Genomic DNA, 17,685 nt, shown 5'->3' with positions numbered 1-17,685 from the left:
TAGCAGAATAATAATCTGGCATTGGCTGCAAACCCGCATAAAGCCACTGTTTTTCAGTGGTGGCGCTATAAATGAAAAAAACAATCAGAACATAAGGAAAAGTAATCATGGATAGCGTGAATGAAATTGCAGTAATTCTGAGTATTTATTCATATAGATAAAGGCCGTCCAGGGCGATTGATCCAGGTCATCGCCGTCAGAGGCTAAAAGTGGCAGGCTTGTCCCCTTTCTCCGGGACGGTCTATCAGATTATGCAGTTACAGAAATTAGTCAATATGTTTGGTGGGGATCTTTTGCAGCGGTACGGGCAAAAGGTTCATAAGCTGACGCTGCACGGCGGGTTTAGCTGCCCGAATCGCGATGGCACCATCGGGCGCGGCGGCTGCACCTTCTGTAACGTTGCGTCCTTTGCTGACGAAGCCCAGCAGCATAAATCTATCGCTGAACAGCTTGCCCATCAGGCGAGCCTGGTGAACCGCGCGAAGCAATATCTGGCCTATTTCCAGGCCTACACCAGCACGTGGGCGGAGGTGCAGGTGCTGCGCTCTATGTATCAGCAGGCCGTCAGCCAGGCTAACATCGTTGGGCTGTGCGTGGGCACGCGCCCGGACTGCGTACCGGGCGCGGTGCTGGACCTGCTCAGCGAGTACAAAGAACAAGGCTACGAGATTTGGCTGGAGCTGGGCCTGCAAACCGCGCACGACAAAACCCTGCACCGTATTAACCGTGGCCATGATTTCGCCTGCTACCAGCGCACCACGCGCCTGGCCCGTGAGCGTGGGCTGAAGGTCTGTTCGCACCTGATTGTTGGATTACCCGGTGAAGGTCAACAGCATGGTCTTGAAACGCTGGAAAAGGTGGTTGAGACCGGCGTGGACGGCATTAAGCTGCACCCGCTGCATATCGTTACGGGAAGCATTATGGCGAAAGCCTGGGAAGCGGGGCGGTTAAGCGGAATTGAGCTTGAGGACTATACGGTGACGGCGGGGGAGATGATTCGCCACACGCCGCCGGAAATCGTCTACCACCGCATCTCGGCCAGCGCCCGCCGTCCAACGCTTCTGGCACCGCTATGGTGTGAGAACCGCTGGACGGGGATGGTGGAAATCGACCGCTATCTGCAGGAGAACGGCGTACAGGGGTCGGCGCTTGGCCGCCCGTGGGTTCCCCGTCTACCGGTGACGGCCGCCTAACAGGCTTCCCAGCATGCCGCGCACTATCTGATTGGTGACCTGTCGCGCGGCGCTTTTCGCCATGGTTTGTACCACGCCGTCGCGCTTGCCGCCGCGCGGACCGGTGCTGCCGAACAGGATGTCTTTGAGCCCCCCGAGAATACCGTCATCCACGGCGACAGACTGCCCTTTAGCGGCAGGCGCATCCTGCGATTCGGTGGTCGCCTGCACCCCTTTTTGCAGCATTTCGAACGCGGACTCGCGATCCACCTCGTCTTCGTACTTTCCGTAAACCGGAGAGTGGTTAATCAGGCCGTTGCGTTCATCGTCGGAAACCGGCCCCATGCGCGAGCAGGGCGCGATCACCATAGCGCGTTCCACCACGGACGGGCTGCCCTTCGCATCCAGGAACGAGATCAGCGCTTCACCGGTGCCTAACGCCTGAATCGCCGCTTCGGTGTCAAAGGCAGGATTGGCGCGCATGGTTTGCGCGGCGGCTTTCACCGCTTTCTGATCCTTCGGCGTAAAGGCGCGCAGGGCATGCTGCACGCGGTTACCGAGCTGACCGAGCACGTTATCCGGGATATCCGACGGGTTTTGCGACACAAACCAGACGCCGACTCCTTTGGAGCGGATCAGACGAATGACCTGTTCAATTTTATCCAGCAATACCTGCGGCGCGTCATTAAACAGAAGGTGCGCTTCGTCAAAGAAGAAGACCAGCTTCGGTTTTTCCAGATCGCCCGCTTCCGGTAACTGTTCGTACAGTTCCGAGAGCATCCACAGCAGGCTGGCGGCGTAGAGCTTTGGCATCTGGTAGAGCTTTTCTGAACTCAGAATGTTGATGATGCCTTTGCCGCTGCTGTCGGTGCGCATCCAGTCTTTGATATCCAGCATCGGCTCGCCGAAGAAGTGTTCGGCACCCTGTTGCTCCAGGGTCAGCAACCCACGCTGAATGGCGCCCACCGAGGCGCTACTGATGTTGCCATACTGGTTCTGGAAGGATTTGGCGTTATCGCCGATGTACTGGGTAATGGCGCGCAGATCTTTAAAATCAAGCAGCAGCAGTCCCTGATCGTCGGCAATGCGGAAGATAATATTCAGCACGCCGGACTGCACGTCGTTGAGGTTAAGCAGACGGGCCAGCAGCAGCGGGCCGAGATCGGAGACGGTGGCGCGCACCGGATGGCCTTTCTCACCAAAGATATCCCACACCACCACCGGATTGTTATGCGGCGTCCAGTCCGTGATGCCAATATTCTTCAGCCGTTCGAGCAGTTTTTCAGAGGCCGTCCCTTCCTGAGCCACACCGGTTAAATCACCTTTCACGTCAGCCATAAAGACCGGTACGCCAATCTCCGAAAGCGACTCCGCCAGCTTTTGCAGGGTGACGGTTTTCCCCGTCCCGGTCGCGCCGGTGATCAAACCGTGGCGGTTCGCCATCGCGGGCAGTAAAAACAGCTCTTTTTCCAGCGTCCGGGCAATTAACAATGGTGTACTCATGATGCGCTTCCTCTCTTAGTCCTGGGTGGAGTATAGGCAACCTGATAGCAATTTGGTTGAGTAAATTCCTGACTTTGCGGCGCATTATCTAGCGCGGACTATGCTTTTGCATATGGTTCACAAAATAGTGGGAAACTATGTCCAGATTCTTCTTTAACGATCGCAAACAGCTGGTCAACGATGCCATTGAAGGCATACTGCTTTCTGCGCCACACGCAAACCTCGTCAAACTTGATATCGATCCGGCTATCAGGATCGTCGCGCGCGGCGACTGGGACAAAAGCCGCGTGGCGGTGATCTCCGGCGGCGGCTCAGGCCACGAACCCGCGCACGCCGGGTTTGTCGGCAAAGGGATGCTGACGGCGGCAGTGTGTGGCGATCTGTTTGCCTCGCCGAGCGTGGATGCGGTGCTGAATGCCATTGTGGCGGTCACGGGCGATCGCGGCTGTCTGCTGATCGTCAAAAACTACACCGGCGATCGTCTGAACTTTGGTCTGGCGGCAGAAAAGGCCAAACGCTACGGTCTTAAGGTAGAGATGGTGATCGTGGCGGACGATATCGCGCTGCCGGATAACAAACAGCCGCGCGGTATTGCTGGTACGGCACTGGTGCATAAGATTGCGGGCTATGCGGCGGAGCACGGAAAATCGTTGAGTGAGGTACGGGATATTGCGCAACAGGCCTGCGATAACCTCTGGAGCCTGGGCGTTGCGATGCAAACCTGCAACCTGCCGGGCAGCGACGAGGAAGAGGGGCGCATTAAGCAAGGCCATGTTGAGCTGGGTTTGGGCATTCACGGCGAGCCGGGGGCGTCCGTGGTGGATACGCAAAACAGCAAAGCGATTATCGACACGCTGGTGACGCCGCTACGCGCGCAGGCGGGAGAGGGGCGCTTTGCGGTATTGATTAACAATCTTGGCGGCGTCTCGGCGCTGGAGATGGCCCTGCTGACCAAAGAGCTGGCGCATTCGGCGCTGAAAGAGAACATTGCGTACCTGATAGGCCCCGCGCCGCTGGTGAGCGCGCTGGACATGAAGGGCTTTTCGCTCACGCTGCTGAAGCTTAACGATTTCTTCGAAAAGGCGATTCGCGCCGAGGTCGAAACGCTGGGCTGGCAGAAGCCCGTGGCGTTTGCACCGCTGCGTACCGTGGCGCATAGCGCCATTCATGATCGTGTGGAATACGCCCCATCAGTCAATCCGCAGGTTGGTGAGTATGTCGCCTCGGTAACGAAGACGCTTATCCAGCTAGAAAATCGTCTTAACGCGCTGGATGCAAAAGTGGGGGATGGTGATACCGGCTCTACCTTTGCGCAAGGTGCCCGGGATATTGCGCAGTGCCTGGAGGAGGACAAACTTCCACTTAATGATGTGTCGACGCTACTGTTGCTGGTGGGCGAGCGGCTGGCCACGGTGATGGGAGGATCGAGCGGGGTACTTATGTCGATCTTCTTTACCGCTGCGGGGCAGAAACTGCATGACGGGCAGGCGTTACCTGAAGCGTTGCTGAGCGGGCTGGCGCAGATGAAGCAGTACGGCGGGGCGGATCTCGGCGATCGCACGCTGATCGATGCGCTGCAACCGGCGCTGGAAGCCTTGCAGAAAGGCGATCTTCAGGCGGTAGCGCTGGCTGCACAGCAGGGGGCAGAGGCAACGGCGAAAATGGAGAAAGCCGGTGCAGGGCGGTCGTCGTATGTGAACAAAGAGAATCTGGACGGCGTGATGGATCCGGGAGCGGTCGCGGTGGCAGAGGTGTTTAACACGTTAGCGAAATAGCAAAGTAGGCCGGGTAAGGCGAAGCCGCCACCCGGCAATATCAAATCAAAAATCCGCTTTCAACACCACGCGGTAGCGGGCTTTGCCGTCACGCACGTGCTGGATCGCTTCGTTGATTTTCGACATCGGATACAGTTCGGTGGTTGGGGCCACTTTGGTGCGTCCGGCAAACTTCATCAGCTTGCGCAACTCAAACGGCGTACCGGTCGCGGAGCCTGACACGCTGCGATCGCCACCGATCAGAGTAAACGCCGGAACCGGCAGCGGCTTCATCACGGCACCTACGGTGTGGAAGTTACCGCCGTAGGCCAGTGCTTCAAAGTACGGTTGCCAGTCGAGATCCACGTTCACGGTGTTGATGATCAGATCAAACTGCCCCGCCAGCGCGTTCAGCGCTTCCGGATCGCGGCTGTTCACGACTTTATCTGCACCCATCGCCAGCACTTCTTTCTCTTTCGCCGGGTTCGAGCTGAACGCCGTGACTTCACAGCCCATCGCGTGCAGCAGCTTGATGGCGATATGGCCCAGACCGCCAATACCGATGACGCCCACGCGGCTGGTGGCAGTGATATGGTGCATCAGCAGCGGTTTGAAGACGGTGATACCGCCGCACAGCAGCGGACCGGCGGATTCGATATCAATGCTGTCCGGCAGCGGGATGACCCATTGCCAGTCGGCGCGCAGCTTATTGGCAAAACCGCCCTTGTTCAGAATGGTGGGAACGGCGCCCTCGAGGCAGTTGATCTGATTGCCGCTGATACAGGCATCGCAGTGACCACAGCTGCGTGCCGTCCAGCCAATGCCCACGCGCTGGCCTACTTTCAGCCCTTTGTCCTGCGCGGCGCTACCGAGCGCCACGACGCGGCCAATGACTTCGTGCCCGGCAACCAGCGGATAGCTCGAGAAACCCCATTCGTTATCGATCATCGAGAGATCCGAGTGGCAGATCCCGCAGTAATCAACCTGTACTTCGACGTCTTCTGCTTTTAGTTCGCCCGCATCGTACTCGTACAGCTCAAGTTCTGCACCCGCCTGCGGTGCGGCGTAGCTTTTTATCTTCGACATCGTGTTTCCCCCGTTATGGTGTGAACTGAGAGTGTAGAGCATTCAGTTTACAGCCGCTTAACAGAAGAGGGCAGGAACGAAAGTTACAGACTTTTCAGCATTCTGACTTCGCAATCAACGTGGCCGGTACAGCCCAGCGGCGCATCGATATGCTCAAAGCCCAGATGTTCATACAGGCCGATGGCCTCTTTGAGGAAAGCGGTGGTTTCAAGGTAGCAGCGGGTAAAACCCTGCTTGCGCGCGTGGTCCAGCGCAATCAGCGCCAGCTTTTTCGCCAGCCCTTGCCCGCGCGCCGTTGGCAGGAAATACATTTTCTGTAGTTCGCAGATATCCGGCTCGCTACAGCTGAGGGGCGCCACGCCGCCACCGCCAACAACCTGGCCGTTCTGCTCGATTACCCAGTAGGCATGCCCTGGCTGGCTGTAGAGCTGGAAAAGCTCGTCCAGGTTCGGGTCCGCAACCGTGTAGCCTTTGTCAGCCGTCAGGCCATATTCGGCAGAAACGGTGCGGATAACGGCGGCGATAGCCGGATTATCCTGCTCAGTGATCCGACGCATCGTCGTCGCGACGGGGGTAATCACGCTCATAGCATTACTCATTACAAAAATTGACACATAACTGCTGTTAATAGCACCGCAGTGAGGGGAGTGCAAGCGAGGAGTTTTCAGGAAGGTTACCCCTTACGCCCTGAAGCGTAAGGGGTAAAAGCATTACAGTGCGGCAATAACCGCCTGCTGCTCAATCAGCTTGGTCTTTGCATCGGCGAAGGCAACCAGACGCTCACGCTCTTTCGCAATGACCGCTTCCGGCGCGCGGGCGACAAAGCCTTCGTTCGCCAGCTTGCTTTCGATTTTGCCAATTTCCACGTCGACTTTCGCCACTTCTTTCGCCAGACGAGCCAGCTCGGCGTCTTTGTCGATCAGGCCCGCCATCGGGATCAGCAGCTCGGCGCCGTCGATGATTTTGGTCACGGAAACCGGACCTTTGTCATCCGCAGACAGCACTGTGATGCTTTCCAGACGCGCCATGGTCTTGAGGAAGGTATTGTTCTCGTTGACGCGACGAACAGCCGCTTCGCTGCAGCCGCGAAGCAGCAGCTCCAGCGGTTTGCCAGGGGCGATGTTCATTTCAGCACGGATGTTACGTACCGCAACGATCGCCTGTTTCAGCCACTCGGTATCCGCCGACGCCGCTTCATCAACCTTAGCCGCATCGAATTCCGGGAACGGCTGCAGCATGATGGTATCGGCGTTGATGCCTGCAATTACCTTCACGCGCTGCCAGATGGTTTCAGTGATAAATGGAATGACCGGATGCGCCAGGCGCAGCAGGCCTTCCAGAACGGTAATCAGCGTGTTGCGCGTGCCGCGCAGCTCCGCCTCAGAACCGCCGTTCATCACCGGCTTCGCCAGCTCCAGATACCAGTCGCAGAACTGGTTCCAGGTGAATTCATACAGGATGCCCGCCGCGATATCGAAGCGGTAGCTGTCCAGCGCCTCGCGGAAGGCTTTCACGGTCTGGTTGAATTCCGCCAGGATCCAGCGATCCGCCAGAGACAGGGTCATTTCGCCGCCGTTGAAGCCGCAGTCCTGATCTTCGGTGTTCATCAGCACGAAGCGGCTTGCGTTCCACAGCTTGTTACAGAAGTTACGGTAACCTTCCAGACGCTTCATGTCCCAGTTGATGTCACGACCGGTAGAGGCCAGTGCCGCCAGGGTGAAGCGCAGGGCATCGGTACCGTGAGACTCGATCCCGTTCGGGAACTGTTTCTCGGTGCGCTTGCGGATTTTCTCAGCCAGCTGCGGCTGCATCATGTTGCCGGTACGTTTTTCCAGCAGGTCTTCCAGAGAGATACCGTCAACCATGTCCAGCGGGTCAATAACGTTACCCTTGGACTTGGACATCTTCTGGCCTTCGTCGTCGCGGATCAGACCGGTCATGTAGACGGTATGGAACGGAACCTGCGGCTTGCCGTCTTCGTCTTTGATGAAGTGCATGGTCATCATGATCATGCGCGCAATCCAGAAGAAGATAATGTCGAAGCCGGAGACCATCACGCTGGTTGGGTGGAACTGACGCAGCGCGTCGGTGTTTTCCGGCCAGCCGAGCGTGGAGAAGGTCCACAGCGCGGAGGAGAACCAGGTGTCCAGCACGTCTTCGTCCTGACGCAGGGCAACATCCGCGCTCAGGTTGTTTTCCTGACGCACTTCGTCTTCGGTGCGGCCAACGTAGACATTGCCTTCGTTGTCGTACCATGCCGGGATGCGGTGACCCCACCACAGCTGACGGGAAATACACCAGTCCTGAATATCGCGCATCCAGGAGAAGTACATGTTTTCGTACTGCTTCGGCACGAACTGGATGCTGCCGTTCTCAACCGCTTCAACAGCCGGTTTCGCCAGCACGTCGGCACGCACGTACCACTGGTCGGTCAGCATTGGCTCGATAACCACGCCACCACGGTCGCCGTATGGCACGGTCAGGTCGTGAGGTTTGATCTCTTCCAGCAGGCCGAGAGCATCTACTGCAGCAACAATCGCTTTACGCGCGGCAAAACGTTCCAGCTTCTGGAACTCAGCCGGAATGTCGCTGGTGTAAACGTCGGATTCTTCACCTTTGGTGTCGTACACTTCTGCGGTTTCACGGATATCGCCGTCGAAGGTGAGAATGTTGATCATCGGCAGGGCGTGACGACGGCCGACTTCATAGTCGTTAAAGTCGTGTGCCGGGGTGATTTTCACGCAGCCGGTGCCTTTTTCCATGTCGGCGTGTTCGTCGCCCACAATCGGAATACGGCGATTTACCAGCGGCAGCACCACGAATTTGCCGATCAGATCTTTATAACGCGGATCTTCCGGGTTAACGGCCACGCCGGTATCGCCCAGCAGGGTTTCCGGACGGGTGGTCGCGACCACCAGGTAATCTTTACCGTCGGCGGTTTTTGCGCCATCGGCCAGTGGATAGCGGATGTGCCACATGGAGCCTTTAGACTCGCGGTTTTCCACTTCCAGGTCAGAGATGGCGGTGCGCAGTTTCGGATCCCAGTTTACCAGGCGTTTGCCACGGTAAATCAGGTCTTCTTTGTACAGGCGGACGAAGACTTCTTTAACGGCGTTGGACAGGCCTTCATCCATGGTGAAGCGCTCGCGCTCCCAGTCCACGGAGTTGCCGAGACGGCGCATCTGACGGGTAATGGTACCGCCGGATTCCGCTTTCCACTGCCAGATTTTGTCGATGAACGCGTCGCGACCGTAGTCGTGGCGGGTTTTTCCTTCTTCAGCAGCAATTTTACGCTCAACCACCATCTGGGTCGCGATACCCGCGTGGTCAGTCCCCGCCTGCCACAGGGTGTTTTTACCCTGCATGCGCTGGTAGCGGATCATGGTGTCCATGATGGTCTGCTGGAAAGCATGACCCATATGCAAACTGCCAGTGACGTTCGGCGGTGGGATCATGATGCAGAAGGACTCTTTGCTTTCGTCGCCGTTAGGCTTGAAATAGCCCTGCTGTTCCCAGTGCTCGTAAAGCGGCTGTTCGATATCGCGTGGGTTATATGTCTTTTCCATTATTTCCAGGTTGCCGTATTCAGGTTAAAACCAGCCAGGCGGTACGCTTTATAGCGTTCGCGCGCCAGTTGTTTCAAAGATTCTTCGTAAGGGACAAAGTCTACCACTTCTGTGAAAGCGGTGGCAAAATCTGCAAAATCTATCCGCAGGCTAATCAGAATATCGCGCGCGCTGCTGTTGCGCTTTTGCGGCCAGGCAATTTCAACCGGTGCTCCACCGCGCGGGCCTTCGCCCGACAGGTTATGCGGGACAAAACTCTCCGGCGGGCGCGCCCACAGCGCCTCATCAAGGCGAATGGCCTGCTGTTCATCTTCACAGGCAATCAGAACGCGTTTACCTGCGCGCCAACGTTCTGCGGCAATTTCACACACCAGCTGTTCGACAGCGCTGAGGCCATCCTGATGGGTGTCGTTGTCCAGAAGGTAGAACGTTGCATTCTTCATATATGGGGCTTCTTGTCGTGGATTTAAATGCAAAGCCGGGTGGCGCTACGCTTACCCGGCCTACGGTTGAGTGACGCTGTAGGCCGGGTAAGGCGAAGCCGCCACCCGGCGTTTTACATCACTCGTCGCCGTTAAAACCCGCACGATTGAGCAGGAACTGCGACAGCAGCGCCACTGGACGACCGGTTGCGCCTTTGGCTTTACCGGAACGCCATGCGGTGCCCGCGATATCCAGGTGCGCCCAGTTGTACTTGCGGGTGAAGCGTGCCAGGAAGCAGCCCGCGGTGATCGCACCGCCAGGACGTCCGCCAATGTTCGCCATATCCGCAAAGTTAGACTCCAGCTGATCCTGATACTCGTCACCCAGCGGCAGACGCCATGCGCGGTCCCCGGCCTGCTCTGAGGCACCAATAAGCTCGTGCGCCAGCGGATTGTGGTTCGACATCAGGCCGGTGATGTGGTGGCCCAGCGCAATCACACAGGCACCGGTGAGGGTGGCGACGTCAATCACCGCTTCAGGCTCGAAGCGCTCAACGTAGGTCAGCACGTCACACAGCACCAGACGGCCTTCGGCGTCGGTGTTCAGCACTTCAACGGTCTGGCCGGACATGGTGGTCAGCACGTCACCCGGACGATAAGCACGCCCGCCAGGCATGTTTTCGCAGCCCGCCAGTACGCCGATCACGTTGATAGGCAACTGAAGTTCTGCAACCATGCGCATCACGCCGTAAACTGCCGCCGCGCCGCACATGTCGTATTTCATCTCGTCCATGCCTTCGGCAGGCTTGATGGAGATACCGCCGGAGTCGAAGGTCAGGCCTTTACCGACCAGCACGACAGGACGCGCGTCTTCGGCCGGATTACCCTTGTACTCGATGACGGACATCAGGGATTCATTCTGCGAGCCGTTACCGACAGCCAGGTAAGAGTGCATCCCGAGCTCTTTCATCTGCTGTTCGCCGATGACGCGGGTAATGACGTTTTTGCTGTAGGCGTCGGCCAGTTGACGCGCCTGAGAGGCCAGGTACGCCGCGTTACAGATGTTAGGCGGCATGTTGCCGAGATCTTTGGCCGCTTTAATGCCGGCTGCGATCGCCAGACCGTGCTGGATCGCGCGTTCGCCGCTGGTCAGTTCGCGACGGGTTGGCACGTTAAAGACCATTTTACGCAGCGGACGACGCGGCTCGCTTTTATTGGTCTTCAGCTGATCGAAGCTGTACAGGCTCTCTTTTGCTGTTTCGACCGCCTGACGCACTTTCCAGTAGGTGTTACGCCCTTTGACGTGCAGTTCAGTCAGGAAGCAGACGGCTTCCATTGAGCCGGTATCATTCAGCGTATTGATTGTTTTCTGAATCACCTGCTTATACTGACGTTCATCCAGCTCGCGTTCTTTGCCGCAGCCAATCAGCAGAATACGCTCTGACAGTACGTTCGGAACATGGTGCAGTAACAGCGTCTGCCCAGGTTTGCCTTCCAGTTCGCCACGGCGCAGCAGGGCGCTAATATAGCCGTCACTGATTTTATCGAGTTGCTCGGCGATCGGGGAGAGTCGGCGTGGTTCAAAGACGCCCACAACGATGCAGGCACTCCGCTGTTTCTCCGGGCTACCGCTTTTTACACTGAACTCCATGCACTACGCTCCTGAATCTTAAAGACAACGGCGGCTGCTACGGATAGAATTGAAACCTTTCGTAACTCATGTCCGCTGTTGTGGTGACTTCGTGTTAATCTTACGTTACTACGGTTTCGACACGTCAGAAAAAGTCCTGAAGCGTGAATCCGCTGAATGTTTTAATCTTAGCGATGATTTCGACGACTCAAGAGAATAAATGACGTTTAAGCCATGAAACAAGCGAAATTCCTGCAAAGAGACGGGTTTTTACGGGCGTATTTAAAGTGATAATCATAAGATATCTGGTGCGGGAGACGCTCAAAAGCCAACTGGCGATCCTCTTCATCCTGCTGCTGATTTTTTTCTGTCAGAAGCTGGTTAAGATCCTCGGTGCGGCCGTTGACGGCGAAATTCCAACAAATCTGGTGCTTTCCCTGCTTGGTTTAGGGATCCCGGAAATGGCGCAGCTCATCCTGCCGCTAAGTCTTTTCCTTGGCCTGCTCATGACGCTTGGGAAACTCTACACCGAGAGTGAAATCACGGTGATGCATGCCTGTGGCCTCAGTAAAGCGGTACTGGTGAAAGCGGCAATGATACTGGCGCTGTTCACGGGTATTGTCGCGGCGGTGAATGTGATGTGGGCGGGCCCCATGTCTTCCCGTCATCAGGACGAAGTGCTGGCCGAAGCGAAAGCCAACCCCGGCATGGCGGCGTTAGCCCAGGGGCAGTTCCAGCAGGCGACTGACGGCAACTCCGTGCTGTTTATTGAGAGCGTTGACGGCAGTAAATTCAACGACGTATTCCTGGCGCAGTTACGTCCCAAAGGTAACGCGCGTCCGTCAGTGGTGGTTGCAGACTCCGGTCAGCTTGCTCAGCGCAAAGATGGTTCTCAGATCGTGACGCTGAACAAAGGCACCCGTTTCGAAGGCACTGCGATGCTGCGCGACTTCCGCATTACGGATTTCCAGAACTATCAGGCCATTATCGGCCATCAGGCGGTGGCGCTCGATCCAACGGATACCGAGCAAATGGACATGCGTACCCTGTGGAATACCGATACCGACAGAGCGCGCGCTGAGTTCCACTGGCGTATTACGCTCGTCTTCACCGTGTTTATGATGGCGCTGATTGTCGTTCCGCTGAGCGTGGTGAACCCGCGCCAGGGACGCGTGCTCTCTATGCTGCCGGCGATGCTGCTTTACCTGATCTACTTCCTGCTGCAAACCTCGATTCGTTCTAACGGCGCGAAGGGTAAGCTGGACCCTATGGTCTGGACATGGTTCGTCAACAGCCTGTACATCTTACTGGCGCTGGGATTAAACCTGTGGGATACGGTGCCTGTGCGCCGCATACGTGCCCGATTCTCGCGTAAAGGAGCCATCTAATGCAGGCGTTTGGCGTTCTTGATCGCTATATCGGTAAAACCATTTTTACCACCATCATGATGACGTTGTTCATGCTGGTGTCGCTCTCCGGCATTATCAAATTTGTCGACCAGCTGAAAAAAGCCGGGCAGGGGAGCTATGACGCGCTGGGCGCGGGGATGTATACCCTGCTCAGCGTGCCGAAAGATGTGCAGATCTTCTTCCCGATGGCGGCCCTGCTGGGCGCGTTGCTGGGGCTGGGAATGCTGGCGCAGCGCAGCGAGCTGGTCGTTATGCAGGCCTCGGGCTTTACCCGCATGCAGGTCGCGCTGTCGGTCATGAAAACCGCGATCCCACTGGTGCTGTTGACCATGGCGATTGGCGAGTGGGTCGCGCCGCAGGGCGAACAGATGGCGCGTAACTACCGTGCTCAGGCAATGTACGGTGGCTCACTGCTCTCGACTCAACAAGGTTTATGGGCGAAAGACGGAAAAAACTTCGTCTACATCGAACGGGTAAAGGGGAATGATGAACTGGGTGGGGTGAGCATCTACGCGTTCGATGACCAGCGCCGTCTGGAGTCAGTCCGCCACGCCTCTTCGGCGAAATTTGACGCCGACAAAAAACAGTGGCGTTTGTCCCAGGTAGATGAGTCTGACCTGACCGATCCGAAACAGATTGCCGGTTCTCAGACGGTAACCGGGACGTGGAAGACCAACCTGACGCCCGATAAGCTCGGAGTCGTGGCGCTGGATCCTGACGCGCTCTCCATCAGCGGTTTGCACAACTATGTGAAATACCTGAAGTCGAGCGGGCAGGATGCGGGACGCTATCAGCTCAACATGTGGAGCAAGATCTTCCAGCCGATGTCCGTGGCGGTGATGATGCTGATGGCGCTGTCGTTTATCTTCGGCCCGTTACGCAGCGTGCCGATGGGCGTGCGCGTCGTGACCGGTATCAGCTTCGGCTTTGTGTTCTACGTTCTCGATCAGATCTTCGGTCCGCTGACGCTGGTTTATGGCATTCCGCCGATAATTGGTGCGCTGCTGCCAAGCGCCAGTTTCCTCCTGATCAGCCTCTGGCTGTTGTTGAAACGCTCCTGAGTGACCTCTCCTCGCTCCCGGTTAACCGGGAGCGAGGCTAATCTCCTGTTTCACCCCGCACTTTTTCTCACAACCTTCAACGCCTCGCCCTGAATTTGAGTATTATTGAGCGATAAAGTCGTGAAGGGATCCTCTATGAAGCAAATTCGAATGCTTGCCCAGTATTACGTCGACCTGATGATGAAGCTTGGGCTGGTGCGTTTCTCCATGCTGCTTGCGCTGGCGCTGGTCGTTCTGGCCATTGTCGTGCAAATGGCCGTCACCATGGTTCTGCATGGTCAGGTCGAGAGTATCGACGTCATCCGCTCCATCTTCTTTGGCTTGCTCATTACTCCCTGGGCGGTTTATTTCCTTTCTGTGGTGGTTGAACAGCTGGAAGAGTCCCGTCAGCGTTTGTCAAAACTGGTCGATAAACTGGAAGAGATGCGCGAGCGCGACCTGAAGCTCAACGTCCAGCTCAAAGACAACATTGCGCAGCTGAACCAGGAGATTTCAGATCGTGAGAAGGCGGAGGCCGAGCGTCAGGCTACGCTTGAGCAGCTGAAAATCGAAATGAAAGAGCGCGAGGTCACGCAGATCCAGCTTGAGCAGCAATCCTCCTTCCTGCGGTCGTTCCTTGATGCTTCGCCGGATCTGGTGTTTTACCGTAATGAAGATAAAGAGTTTTCCGGCTGTAACCGGGCGATGGAGTTGCTCACAGGGAAAAGCGAGAAGCAGCTGGTTAACCTGAAGCCGCAGGACGTTTACTCTGAAGAGGCGGCGGCCAAGGTCATGGAGACGGACGAAAAAGTCTTCCGCCATAACGTCTCGCTGACCTATGAACAGTGGCTGGATTACCCGGACGGACGCAAAGCCTGCTTTGAGATCCGTAAGGTGCCCTACTATGACCGCGTGGGGAAACGCCACGGCCTGATGGGCTTTGGCCGCGATATCACCGAGCGTAAGCGCTATCAGGATGCCCTGGAGCGCGCCAGCCGCGACAAAACCACCTTCATCTCGACTATCAGCCACGAACTGCGTACGCCGCTTAATGGCATTGTCGGGCTGAGCCGTATTCTGCTTGATACTGACCTGACGGCAGAGCAGGAAAAATACCTCAAGACTATCCATGTCTCAGCGGTCACGCTGGGTAATATCTTCAACGATATTATTGATATGGATAAGATGGAGCGCCGTAAAGTTCAGCTTGATAATCAGCCTGTTGATTTCACCAGCTTCCTTGCCGATCTGGAAAACCTGTCCGGCTTGCAGGCGCAGCAGAAGGGACTGCGTTTTGTCATGCAGCCAACCCTGCCGCTGCCGCATAAAGTGGTGACTGACGGCACGCGTCTGCGCCAGATCCTGTGGAACCTTATCAGCAACGCGGTGAAATTTACCCAGAAGGGGCAGGTGGCGGTGCGCATCCGCTTTGACGAAGGCGATATGCTGCACTTCGAGGTGGAAGACTCCGGGATGGGTATTCCAGAGGAGGAGCAGGACAAAATTTTCGCGATGTACTACCAGGTGAAAGACAGCAACGGCGGGAAACCGGCGACCGGAACGGGCATTGGCCTGGCGGTCTCTAAACGGCTGGCGAAAAGCATGGGGGGCGATATCACCGTTGCCAGCCAGCCGGGTAATGGGTCAACTTTCACGCTGACGGTGCATGCGCCGGCGGTGGCGGAGGAGGTTGAGGATACCTTTGAAAACGACGACATGCCGCTGCCTGCGCTACACGTCCTGCTGGTGGAAGACATTGAGCTGAACGTGATTGTGGCGCGCTCCGTGCTGGAAAAACTGGGCAACAGCGTAGATGTCGCGATGACCGGTAAAGCCGCGCTGGAGATGTTTAAACCCGGCGAATACGATCTTGTCCTGCTGGATATTCAGTTACCCGATATGACCGGGTTGGATATCTCGCGTGAGCTGACGCGTCAGTACGCGGCCGACGAACTGCCGCCGCTGGTGGCGCTGACGGCGAACGTACTGAAAGATAAAAAAGAGTATCTCGATGCCGGTATGGACGATGTACTCAGCAAGCCGCTGGCGGTGCCTGCTCTGACCGCCATGATTAAGAAGTTCTGGGATACCCGTGATGAAGAGGAGAGCACCATGACGTCTGTTGATAGCGCAAAAGCCCAAACGATACTCGATACCACGATGCTGGAGCAGTACATCGATCTGGTCGGCCCGAAACTGATTACCGATGGCCTGGCGGTGTTCGAAAAAATGATGCCGGGCTATCTGAGCGTGCTGGAATCAAACCTGACGGCTCGTGACCAGAAGGGCATTGTGGAAGAAGGACATAAAATTAAAGGTGCCGCCGGCTCGGTTGGCCTACGTCACCTGCAGCAACTGGGTCAACAGATTCAGTCGCCTGATTTACCTGCATGGGAAGATAACGTGGGTGATTGGGTTGAAGAGATGAAACAAGAGTGGCAAAACGATGTTGCGGTGCTTAAAGCCTGGGTCGATGCCAGAAAAAAATGACCCCGGCTTAACCGGGGTGCGCGAATACTGCGCCAACACCAGGGAAATCGTGGCTGCGCCTGTTTTTTAAAGTTATTTTCGAAAGGGCGCTGCCTGAAAAATTTAGGCCGCACGCAGATAAGATAGCAAATCTTAAATGGTTTGTTACATGAATCAGTGAAATGTGTGAAGCATAGCGTTTTAATCAAAATTATTAATGTGCTTCAGCAAGTTGCAGAAAAGGATTGTCATGATGAAAAAGATTGGTGTCGTACTGAGCGGATGCGGTGTTTACGATGGTTCTGAGATACATGAAGCCGTCATCGCGCTGCTGGCCCTGGCTAAGCACGGAGCAGAGGTTATTTGTTTTGCGCCAGATAAAAATCAGGCGGATGTGATTAATCATCTGACCGGTGAACCGATGGCGGAAACCCGTAATGTACTGATTGAAGCCGCGCGTATTGCGCGAGGTGATATCCATCCTCTTATTCAGGCAGACCCGACAGAGCTTGATGCGCTGATTGTGCCGGGTGGTTTTGGCGCGGCCAAAAATCTCAGTACTTTTGCTGCGCAGGGCGCGGAGTGTCAGATCGATCCTCATCTAAAGGCGCTATCGCAGGCCATGCATGCGGCAGGAAAACCGCTGGGCTTTATCTGCATCGCGCCGGCAATGCTGCCCCGGATTTTTGATTTCCCGCTGCGCCTGACTATCGGGACGGATATTGATACCGCAGAGATCGTCGAGGAAATGGGGGGCGAACACGTTCCGTGCCCGGTTGATGACATTGTGGTTGATGAAGATAACAAAATTGTCACCACGCCAGCGTATATGCTGGCGAACAATATCGCTGAGGCGGCCTCAGGCATTGAAAAGCTGGTGGCCCGCGTGCTGGTGCTGACTGAATGAGGCGTAAATTTGCCGCAGGCGCAGGGGTGAAACGTTTTCTCTTGCGCATCGTTCTTGTACTGGCGGTATTCTGGGGAGGCGGGCTGGCTTTATTCAGCATTATGCCGGTTCCGTTCTCTGCCGTTATGGTTGAGCGCCAGCTCGGCGCGTGGTTCAGCGGTGATTTCAGCTATGTTGCCCACTCTGACTGGGTGAGCATGGACGAGATCTCCCCGTTCATGGGGCTGGCGGTCATCGCGGCAGAGGACCAGAAATTCCCGGAGCACTGGGGATTCGACGTGGCGGCCATTGAGAAGGCGCTAGCCCATAACGAACGCCATGAAAACCGCGTGCGCGGTGCGTCAACCTTGTCGCAGCAGACGGCCAAAAATCTGTTTCTGTGGGATGGTCGAAGCTGGGTGCGAAAAGGGCTGGAAGCGGGGCTGACCCTGGGGATGGAAACGGTCTGGAGCAAAAAACGCATTCTGACCGTCTATCTCAACGTCGCTGAGTTTGGCGACGGTGTTTTTGGCGTGGAAGCTGCCGCGCAGCGTTATTTCAATAAGCCAGCCAGCCGTCTGAGCATGTCAGAAGCAGCGCTATTGGCCGCTGTTTTACCGAATCCCATCCGCTTTAAAGCCAGTGCCCCATCAGGGTACGTGCGAAGCCGTCAGGCGTGGATCATACGCCAGATGAATCAGCTGGGCGGAGAGGGTTTTATGCAGCGTAATAATCTTATGTAGGGCGG

13 protein-coding genes are annotated in these 17,685 nt (G+C 56.3%); 7 read left to right on the top strand and 6 right to left on the bottom strand.

The features are described 5' to 3' along the window. Positions 1–251: 251 nt before the first annotated feature. Positions 252–1,193 (top strand): TIGR01212 family radical SAM protein, encoded by a 942-nt coding sequence (locus V1566_RS00425; RefSeq protein ID WP_395304788.1) that lies wholly within the window; start codon positions 252–254, stop codon positions 1,191–1,193. Here V1566_RS00425 and V1566_RS00420 read toward each other — a convergent pair. Next, positions 1,173–2,675 carry a helicase HerA-like C-terminal domain-containing protein gene (locus V1566_RS00420; protein WP_395304787.1) on the bottom strand — a complete coding sequence of 501 codons (1,503 nt, stop codon included), beginning with the start codon at positions 2,673–2,675 and terminating at the stop codon, positions 1,173–1,175. The two genes, V1566_RS00425 and V1566_RS00420, sit on opposite strands and share 21 nt — an antisense overlap. 137 nt (positions 2,676–2,812) lie before the next feature. Between V1566_RS00420 and V1566_RS00415 the strand changes: the two genes are divergently transcribed. Beyond that, positions 2,813–4,450: a dihydroxyacetone kinase subunit DhaK gene (locus tag V1566_RS00415; RefSeq protein WP_395304786.1), complete on the top strand. Its 1,638-nt coding sequence runs from the start codon at positions 2,813–2,815 to the stop codon at positions 4,448–4,450. Between the two features lie 45 nt (positions 4,451–4,495). On the opposite strand, the gene V1566_RS00410 is transcribed toward V1566_RS00415, so the two are convergent. The 5 genes from V1566_RS00410 to pepA all read right to left on the bottom strand — a co-directional run bounded on the left by V1566_RS00410 (position 4,496) and on the right by pepA (position 11,154). After that, on the bottom strand, positions 4,496–5,515 hold the full coding sequence (locus V1566_RS00410) for an NAD(P)-dependent alcohol dehydrogenase (protein WP_395304785.1): 1,020 nt from the start codon (positions 5,513–5,515) through the stop codon (positions 4,496–4,498). 83 nt (positions 5,516–5,598) lie between these two features. Next, positions 5,599–6,102: a GNAT family N-acetyltransferase gene (locus tag V1566_RS00405; RefSeq protein ID WP_198886065.1), complete on the bottom strand. Its 504-nt coding sequence runs from the start codon at positions 6,100–6,102 to the stop codon at positions 5,599–5,601. Between the two features lie 123 nt (positions 6,103–6,225). Continuing rightward, entirely contained in the window at positions 6,226–9,081 is a 2,856-nt protein-coding gene (locus V1566_RS00400; RefSeq protein WP_395304784.1) for a valine--tRNA ligase, read from the bottom strand. Then, positions 9,081–9,524, bottom strand: coding sequence for a DNA polymerase III subunit chi (gene holC, locus V1566_RS00395; RefSeq protein ID WP_008502815.1), 444 nt, complete (start codon positions 9,522–9,524; stop codon positions 9,081–9,083). The genes V1566_RS00400 and holC overlap by 1 nt, the downstream gene beginning before the upstream one ends. A 118-nt stretch (positions 9,525–9,642) precedes the next feature. Then, positions 9,643–11,154: a leucyl aminopeptidase gene (pepA, locus tag V1566_RS00390; protein ID WP_395304783.1), complete on the bottom strand. Its 1,512-nt coding sequence runs from the start codon at positions 11,152–11,154 to the stop codon at positions 9,643–9,645. 266 nt (positions 11,155–11,420) lie between these two features. Between pepA and lptF the strand changes: the two genes are divergently transcribed. The 5 genes from lptF to mtgA all read left to right on the top strand — a co-directional run bounded on the left by lptF (position 11,421) and on the right by mtgA (position 17,680). Continuing rightward, entirely contained in the window at positions 11,421–12,521 is a 1,101-nt protein-coding gene (gene lptF, locus V1566_RS00385) for an LPS export ABC transporter permease LptF (RefSeq protein WP_024906345.1), read from the top strand. Beyond that, positions 12,521–13,603, top strand: coding sequence for an LPS export ABC transporter permease LptG (gene lptG / locus V1566_RS00380; protein WP_395304782.1), 1,083 nt, complete (start codon positions 12,521–12,523; stop codon positions 13,601–13,603). The genes lptF and lptG overlap by 1 nt, the downstream gene beginning before the upstream one ends. A gap of 135 nt (positions 13,604–13,738) precedes the next feature. Beyond that, positions 13,739–16,072: an aerobic respiration two-component sensor histidine kinase ArcB gene (arcB, locus tag V1566_RS00375; protein ID WP_395304781.1), complete on the top strand. Its 2,334-nt coding sequence runs from the start codon at positions 13,739–13,741 to the stop codon at positions 16,070–16,072. A gap of 232 nt (positions 16,073–16,304) precedes the next feature. Next, positions 16,305–16,958 carry an isoprenoid biosynthesis glyoxalase ElbB gene (gene elbB / locus V1566_RS00370; RefSeq protein WP_395306036.1) on the top strand — a complete coding sequence of 218 codons (654 nt, stop codon included), beginning with the start codon at positions 16,305–16,307 and terminating at the stop codon, positions 16,956–16,958. After that, positions 16,955–17,680, top strand: a complete 726-nt coding sequence (gene mtgA / locus V1566_RS00365; protein ID WP_395304780.1) for a monofunctional biosynthetic peptidoglycan transglycosylase — start codon at positions 16,955–16,957, stop codon at positions 17,678–17,680. The genes elbB and mtgA overlap by 4 nt, the downstream gene beginning before the upstream one ends. The last annotated feature ends 5 nt before the right edge of the window (positions 17,681–17,685 follow it).

Source organism: Enterobacter sp. ECC-019 (genome assembly GCF_043974075.1).
Lineage (GTDB): Bacteria > Pseudomonadota > Gammaproteobacteria > Enterobacterales > Enterobacteriaceae > Enterobacter > Enterobacter asburiae_D.
Note: the sequence above shows the minus strand (reverse complement) of the source record. Positions and strands in the feature narration are given on the sequence as shown.